A 7,413-nucleotide genomic window follows, 5' to 3' on the forward strand; every position below is an offset into this window, starting at 1 on the left:
TTTAACATTTGGAAAGAGTTTTTTTAATAATGTGTCAATTCATTATTTTTCCGTTGACTCTTTTCACTATTTATCCTAAAATTTTCTTTGAAACCGTTACCAAAATGTTTTCATTCAAGTGATGCTGAAATCCTAACCAAGGGGGAAATATAATGGAAAATCGTTATTCTGTACACCCTGAACAAGTAAAACGCTTTACAACAGAGGAACTTCGCAGTCATTTCTTAATGGATCCTTTATTTACGGAAAACAAGCTTACGATGTATTACTCACACGAAGACCGGGTTGTCATCGGCGGAGCGGCTCCAGGGCAAAGTGAACTAAAGCTTGATGCAGGTGACTTTCTAAAAACTGACTTCTTTTTGGAACGGCGTGAAATTGGAATTATTAATGTCGGCCAGCCTGGTGCTGTCAGGGTTGGCGATGATGAATATGTGCTTCAAACAAAGGATTTTCTCTATATTGGAATGGGCAATCAGGATGTATCGTTTTCAAGCCTGAACGGGGAAAAAGCGAAGTTTTACTTCGTCTCCGCTTGCGCCCACAAAAGCTATCCGACACAAAAAGCCGCCCTATCTGAACTGACACCGGACCGCCTTGGTGATGATGCAGCGTCTAATGTCAGAAGTCTGTACAAAGTCATTCATCAGGATGGCATTAAAAGCTGTCAGCTGATGATGGGAATAACGATGTTAGATCAAAACAACAACTGGAATACCATGCCAGCACACGTTCATGACCGTCGGATGGAGGCTTACCTTTATCTGGATCTTAAAAAGGACTCAAAGGTATTTCATTTCATGGGCCAGCCGGACGAAACACGCCACCTTGTGGTTGGTAATGAGCAGGCTGTCCTTTCCCCCGCCTGGTCTATTCATTCTGGCGCAGGAACATCAAATTACAGCTTTGTGTGGGCGATGGCTGGAGAAAATTATACTTTTACGGACATGGATCTCATTCCGATGGATGGGCTGAAATAAGATGGGTTATCTGCATGACGCCTTTTCACTAGAAGGAAAAACAGCGCTGGTGACAGGCCCGGGAACAGGGATCGGTCAAGGAATTGCCAAAGCGCTGGCCGGGGCTGGCGCTGATATTATCGGCACATCACATACAAGCAGTCTGTCTGAAACACAGCAGCTTGTGGAACAGGAAGGCCGGACATTTACATCTTTTACATTAGACATGAGCAAGCCGGAAGCGATCAAGAATTCTGCAGCTGAGCTGTTTGAAAACAGGGAGATCGACATTCTTGTCAATAATGCGGGTATTATTCATCGAGAAAAAGCGGAACATTTTGCAGAAGAGAACTGGCAGCACGTACTGAATGTCAATCTAAACAGCTTGTTTATTCTGACACAGCTGGCAGGCAGACACATGCTGAAAAGAGGTTATGGAAAGATAATTAATATCGCCTCTCTCCTGTCTTTTCAAGGCGGGATACTCGTTCCTGCTTACACCGCGAGCAAACACGCTGTTGCCGGTTTGACAAAATCCTTTGCAAATGAGTGGGCAGCATCGGGCATTCAGGTCAATGCAATCGCCCCAGGCTATATTTCTACTGCGAATACAAAGCCTATTCGGGATGATGAAAAGCGAAATGAGGACATTTTAAAAAGAATTCCTGCCGGCCGCTGGGGCCAAGCGGATGATATCGGAGGGACAGCAGTCTTTTTGGCGTCACGTGCTTCAGATTATGTGAATGGACATATCTTAGCTGTTGATGGAGGCTGGCTATCCCGCTGACAATGAAAAAAGCTGACGAACAAGATCGTCAGCTTTTCCTATTACATCATATGCGGTTCAACAGGCAAGACCTTTTTGACCTCATCTATGATGCGTTCATTTTCTCCGCCAGCGTAAATGTGAATCGAGCCGTTGTCTTGATTCGAGCGAATCAGACGCCCGATGCCCTGCCGTACGCGTAACAACATATATGGCAGATCCACTTCTTCGAACGGATCTTTTTTCGCTCCGTTGCGTTTCGCAGTAAATACAGGGTCATGAGGCGGGAATGGCAATGACCAAATTGTAACATTCCTCAATGCGTCACCAGGAATATCGAGTCCTTCCCATAAGTGAACCGAACAAAGTACTGTTTCCTCTTCCTCTTGGAATTTCTCCACTAAGCTGCTGATTTCTTCATCACCTTCAAAGAAAATCGGATACGGCAGCTCCCATGCAGCCGACAGCTCTTTAAACTCGTTTAATTCTTCAAAAGAAGGGAATAGCACAAGGGTTCTTCCTTTGTAACGTTTGATTGTCTCAATCGTCTCAGCCGCTTTTTGTTCAGCCGCCATGTCTGTTTTTGTGTATAGATTAACAGTCATTTGCTCGTCATAATCATAAGGGGAATCAACAGTTAATGACAAATAATCATGAATCCCGAGACTGTCTGCAATATAATCAAATGAACCTCCTTCTGACAACGTAGCAGACGAGAAGATATAAGGGATTTTCTTAGAAAACACCTTTTCGCCAAGTACTTCTGCTACCGTTCTCGGCATCACGACAAAAGTTGATTCTGCTTCCTTTTTCTCCAGCCAGCTGATCGCGTCCTTTTGATATAGAGATAATGAATACGCCATTTGTTCAACATACTCTTCTACAACTGACAGCTCGTATTGATCAATCGTGTACATTTCAGACTCGAATACAAGTGCCTCACCGATTTTATCAAGTAAACGGCAAAGCTCGTCCGCCGTCTTTTTGACACGCTGGTCATTTTTTATTTCTAAACGGTGTGAACCGGCTACTTCTTTTGATTCTTCAGAAAGAACATAGAAAAATTCGTCATTTGCAGCAAGTGCATCTTCAATCAATTCTGCAAACTCTTCTCTGATGTCATTTTGCAGCAAACGTTCTAAAAACAATTCAAGTGTAGACTGCTTCACTCTGTAGGTAAGCGCTTTTTGTGCAGCAAACTCTAGCAAATGCCCTTCATCAAATACAACTGCACTATGATCAGGCAAAAGCGGCAGCTGCCCTTCTCGTTTGCGTGATTCTTCCGTCCATACATGCTCCATATAAAAATCATGAGAACATATGATTAAGTCCGTTGACTTGCGGTAGTAATCTCTGGAAAGCGTCAGGCCGCACCTGTGTCTCATATCACAAGTCAGACAGTCCTGAAACGAGTCGTAGCTTACGTCAGACCATTCTTCATTTGATAGATTTGCGTACTGCTTACGGTCGCCATACGGATAAAAGCGCTGCATCGCCTGTGACTCATGGACAAATGACGGTAACGACTCATAAAGATCCAGCCATTTATCATCATCAGAACGCTGCATTGTTTTTTCAAGCTTCTTCAAGCATAAATATTGCTCATGTGATTTTGACAGCCTTGTATCAATTTTCAGATCAAGATGCTCAGCCAGCTTTGAAATATCGCCCTATTTTTTTTTCACCAGCTGTTCGATTAATGTTTCATCAGCACAAGCAATGATGGCCGGTTTGCCGACATACCTTGCATAGCTGATCGCAAACAGAAGATAAACCAGCGTTTTCCCCGTTCCCACTCCAGCTTCGGCGAACATGACTTTTTTCTCTTTAAACGCCCGCTCCAGCTGAAAAGCCATAAATACTTGTTCATCCCGAAGATCAAACCCTTTTTCAGGAAGGATATCGTAAAACACGTCACCAATCCAATTGTTCAATTCTTCATAAAAATTCTTTGTTTTCGTTAAAGAAAAAGGCAAACGTGATGTTGTCACCTAGTTCCAACCCCCAACTATTCGACATTCAGACCACCAATAATATCATTTTCCGCTTATGAATACAATAAAAAAACTTGGCATTGCCAAGTTTTTTGCAGTTTACTTGCGATTGATCACATGCGACGATAAAAAAGGATGGTCTGTTGAATAAATATGTTCTACCGCTTTTTCTAAATCATTTTGCGCATGCGACATCACAGACGGAGACGAATCAGTCCCGAGCTCCTTTAGCTCGTTTGCTGTTGCGTCAAGCGCCCTTTGAATAAGATTAAAATGTTCGCTGTTCAGCATGAGATCACCTCTGATGGAAATAATCATCATTGTATGCGAACTTTTCATTTTATATACATGCTTTACCGCATGTTATCCCCGAAACTTGCACAAACTACACTTGATATTCCGTCTTTGGATTATCCGTCTTATCAACAATATTCTATCAGGGAGTGATGTTGACATGAGTTATAGAAACCGATTAGATCAGCATTCTGAACTGTTTCATCACAATTGGACGCGGCCTAAACGTTCTAAGTCTCAAGTAAACGGTCACACTGAAATGTCCCAAACCAACATTATATTGAGAAGCAATGCGAAAGCTCACCGTTGGTAACGATAGAATATGGCTGAAAGATGAAAGAAGACGCATGCAGAGCGTCTTCTTTTTATTCGTTTTCTGTTTTCTTGCGCTGCGGTCTTACTTTTGACCAATATTGATAATAATCCGTTTTAATAAATCCGTTAAAGAGCTTGCGTTTCTTCGTTGCTTTTCTGCCGTATGCTTCCTCAAAGTTTTCATTTGATGTCAGCATATACACAGACCAAGTATCAAGCTGCTCGAACGCCTGCCCCATTTCTTTGTACATCTGTTCAACGGCTTTTTTCTCGCCGAGACGCTCTCCATATGGCGGGTTGCCGACAATTACGCCAAACTCCAGATTCGTTGTGAAGTCTTTGACCTGCATCTGCTTAAATTGGATTAAATCTCCCAAGCCAGCTTCCTCTGCATTTTCTTTTGCGATTTGGACCATGCGGTGGTCTATATCGCTTGCGAAAATCGTAAGCGGCTGGTCATAGTTTGCCTTTTCTTCGACTTCAAGCCGCGCTTTGTCCCACAGGTCTTTGCGGATCCATTCCCAATCCTCTGAAACAAAATCGCGGTTGAATCCCGGAGCGATGTTTTGGCCGATTAATGCCGCTTCAATCGCGATTGTTCCGGAACCGCAGAAAGGATCGGCAAACGGACGGTCCGGCGTCCAATTGGTTAATTGCACCAAAGCGGCTGCAAGTGTTTCTTTAATTGGCGCACCGCCCTGATCGACACGGTATCCTCGTTTGTGAAGGCCTGTTCCTGATGAGTCCAGTGTAATAAGAGCCTGATCTTTCAATAAAGAAATTTCCACTTTATACTCGGCACCTGTTTCTTCAATCCAATCATTGGCTTTGCCGGACTGCAGCTTAAGCTTTTCTACAATTGCTTTTTTGACAATCCGCTGACAATCGGGAACGCTTGCAAGTGTTGATTTTACCGATTTTCCGATGACAGGGAATTTCCCGTTTTCAGGTATAAATGCGCGCCAGTTAATCGCTTTCGTTTTCTCAAACAGTTCATCAAATGTTTTCGCTTTAAAAGAAGCAACCTGAACCTTTATGCGGTCGGCTGTTCTAAGCCAAAGGTTTGCACGGCAGATGGCGAGCGCATCACCTTCAAAAATAACTTTCCCGTTATCAACCTTGCATTCGTATCCTAAATCTCGTACTTCCTTTGCGACAACAGCTTCAATACCCATTGGTGCCGTTGCAATTAGTGTATACTTCTTCATCGTATCACCCTGTCTTCTAAAACTTTTCTCATTTCAAGATAAAAGCTCTCCTTATACGGGAGAGCTTGTTTTCATCATTTTAAATGTAAGTGGTCTAACGTTCTGTAAGCCATGTTTTGTTCCGTCGTACTGCAAACGGCTTATCACCTCGTACTCAGGCGGCAATCATCTATCTACAGAAAGCATTCTGTCCTTCTCTCCGTTGAATTCCATTAAGAAGGTTCCCCTACCAAAATTTGGGTTTCTCGCTCGAGGGGTTTACCGCGTTCCACTCTCACCATTTCTAGTGAGACTTCGTCACTGTGGCACTTTCAAGGATACTCAGCCATATCCAAAGGACGTAGGCTTTTTTCCTGCCGTCAGCCTCTAAAGACTGCCCTAGCTTATGACTTCGCTAGGCACGAACACTACGGGCATCTCAGCACCGTGCGAGCATGGACTTTCCTCTACAGATTCGAGATCTGCAGCGATTACCCGAACGTTAAGAACATGAATTATTATATAACAACTGATTACAATTTACAAGCACCATTTTTTTCAAGCGCGATCAATCATAAAGCTTGCTGCCAAAAACGTGTTTTTCTAAGTTAGACAGCCGTTTTAAAATATCAAAATTTGTTGTGTTAGATTGCACAGGCTGTTTCTTGCTAGCTTCTTCAAGCTGCTTTTTCAGCTGCAGATTTTCCTGCTGCAGTTCTTCAATTTCTTGATGGAAGGTTTCATAATCCTTAATAATCATATCTAAAAATTTGTCAACGTCTTCTTGCTTGTAGCCTCTAACGCCTGTTTTAAATTCTTTTTCCAAAATTTCTTTCGCAGAAAGCTTTACTTTATCAGCAAGCATCTTTTTCACCTCGTATCGTGAATCATCACATATATTTTTTCAGAAATCTGTACGGTTGTCAAATTTCTCTTATTGCTATGAGTAGGTGTCTTCCTCTACTGTCACTCTCAAGTCATCCATTGTAATAAAGTAGATGGGATAGCCATCCTTTTCGCGCCTTTTTTCCGCTGTCCCAAGCATATACTTAGGGGAGCCTTCCTTTTCCGGGTCATATAAAAGCAGAAGCCCGTCGGACTTATCAATGAAGAACTGATTTTTTTGTTTGAATTGAAGCGGGCTTTCATAAGGACGGTGAGTCAGGCTTGCTTCATAGTCTGCCTGAGCCAGAACTGCTTCATACAGTTCCTTATTCGGTTCTTTCCAGTTCTTTTCCTGCTCGTAAAATGGTGTGATGACAGCTATCTTTAAGTCAGGGTATTCTTCCTGCAAATCATATGCAGCTTCGGCCGCCCATAGTTCCGTCCCAAGCTGCCCTGAAATTAAAATCCATTCTAATCCTTCATCCAAAAAAGCAATCAGCCGGTTCTTAATGGCTTTTTTTATGTAATACAGCGCCTTGTCATCCTGTTTAAATATCCCGAGTTCAAACGGTTTATAGCCCGTTATTGCCAATACTTTCATCATTTCACCTGCTTTAAAAAATGGGGCTCCCGATGGGCCCCATTTGATGTGCTGCATTGTTTACACCATCAAGCTGCACGTTTTCCATACTAGTAGTCGCAGCAAGGTTTCCCTGCTTGAAAATGCTGATGCGTAGCCGGGTCAACATTTGAGAAAGTGTGTGGAAAGTAGTGAACGTGCTGAAAATGCTGGTGGTTTACGTTTGTTGTATGCTGTGGGTGAATGTGCGGCACGATAGTCTTCGAAAACGTATGGTGTTCACAGCAATGGGTAGGATGGACAATTGGAGCCATCATATGCGGTCTACAGTGATGCATGATAAAATCCCCTTTCCATAAACTTTATTACAATACTAAGCTATGAAAAATAAGGGGTACATGTTCTGATGCAAAGACCTATTTTAAAAGTGTGC

Annotated in this window: 8 protein-coding genes, 1 other RNA gene and 1 pseudogene; 3 read left to right on the forward strand and 7 right to left on the reverse strand. The window is 42.8% G+C overall.

Annotation, left to right across the window (positions count from 1 at the left end; genetic code table 11):
- Positions 1 to 152 precede the first annotated feature (152 nt).
- Together kduI and kduD are read left to right on the forward strand one after the other, a co-directional pair.
- On the forward strand, positions 153 to 980 hold the full coding sequence (gene kduI, locus C1T29_RS12590; RefSeq protein WP_095431535.1) for a 5-dehydro-4-deoxy-D-glucuronate isomerase: 828 nt from the start codon (positions 153 to 155) through the stop codon (positions 978 to 980).
- Between the two features lies 1 nt (position 981).
- Entirely contained in the window at positions 982 to 1,746 is a 765-nt protein-coding gene (kduD, locus tag C1T29_RS12595) for a 2-dehydro-3-deoxy-D-gluconate 5-dehydrogenase KduD (RefSeq protein ID WP_071580490.1), read from the forward strand.
- Between the two features lie 41 nt (positions 1,747 to 1,787).
- Here kduD and C1T29_RS12600 read toward each other — a convergent pair.
- Together C1T29_RS12600 and C1T29_RS12605 are read right to left on the reverse strand one after the other, a co-directional pair.
- Positions 1,788 to 3,716 (reverse strand): annotated as a pseudogene (locus C1T29_RS12600) (ATP-dependent DNA helicase).
- Positions 3,717 to 3,818: 102 nt separating this feature from the next.
- Positions 3,819 to 4,010 (reverse strand): hypothetical protein, encoded by a 192-nt coding sequence (locus C1T29_RS12605; protein WP_014664362.1) that lies wholly within the window; start codon positions 4,008 to 4,010, stop codon positions 3,819 to 3,821.
- A 163-nt stretch (positions 4,011 to 4,173) separates the two neighbouring features.
- On the opposite strand from C1T29_RS12605, the gene C1T29_RS12610 reads away from it, so the two are divergent.
- Entirely contained in the window at positions 4,174 to 4,326 is a 153-nt protein-coding gene (locus C1T29_RS12610) for a YpzG family protein (protein ID WP_010327933.1), read from the forward strand.
- 52 nt (positions 4,327 to 4,378) lie between these two features.
- Here C1T29_RS12610 and C1T29_RS12615 read toward each other — a convergent pair whose 3' ends face one another.
- The 5 genes from C1T29_RS12615 to cotD form a co-directional block, all read right to left on the reverse strand.
- Positions 4,379 to 5,536, reverse strand: a complete 1,158-nt coding sequence (locus C1T29_RS12615) for a THUMP domain-containing class I SAM-dependent RNA methyltransferase (RefSeq protein WP_103749635.1) — start codon at positions 5,534 to 5,536, stop codon at positions 4,379 to 4,381.
- A 100-nt stretch (positions 5,537 to 5,636) separates the two neighbouring features.
- Positions 5,637 to 6,018: RNase P RNA component class B (gene rnpB, locus C1T29_RS12620), an RNA gene on the reverse strand.
- Between the two features lie 65 nt (positions 6,019 to 6,083).
- Positions 6,084 to 6,380 (reverse strand): cell division regulator GpsB, encoded by a 297-nt coding sequence (gene gpsB / locus C1T29_RS12625; RefSeq protein WP_003225629.1) that lies wholly within the window; start codon positions 6,378 to 6,380, stop codon positions 6,084 to 6,086.
- A gap of 75 nt (positions 6,381 to 6,455) precedes the next feature.
- A complete protein-coding gene (locus tag C1T29_RS12630; RefSeq protein ID WP_095431645.1) occupies positions 6,456 to 7,001 on the reverse strand; it encodes an SLOG family protein in 546 nt (181 codons plus the stop codon).
- Positions 7,002 to 7,090: 89 nt separating this feature from the next.
- Positions 7,091 to 7,318: a spore coat protein CotD gene (gene cotD, locus C1T29_RS12635; protein ID WP_010886551.1), complete on the reverse strand. Its 228-nt coding sequence runs from the start codon at positions 7,316 to 7,318 to the stop codon at positions 7,091 to 7,093.
- Positions 7,319 to 7,413 lie beyond the last annotated feature (95 nt).

The organism is Bacillus sp. MBGLi79, from assembly GCF_002953915.1.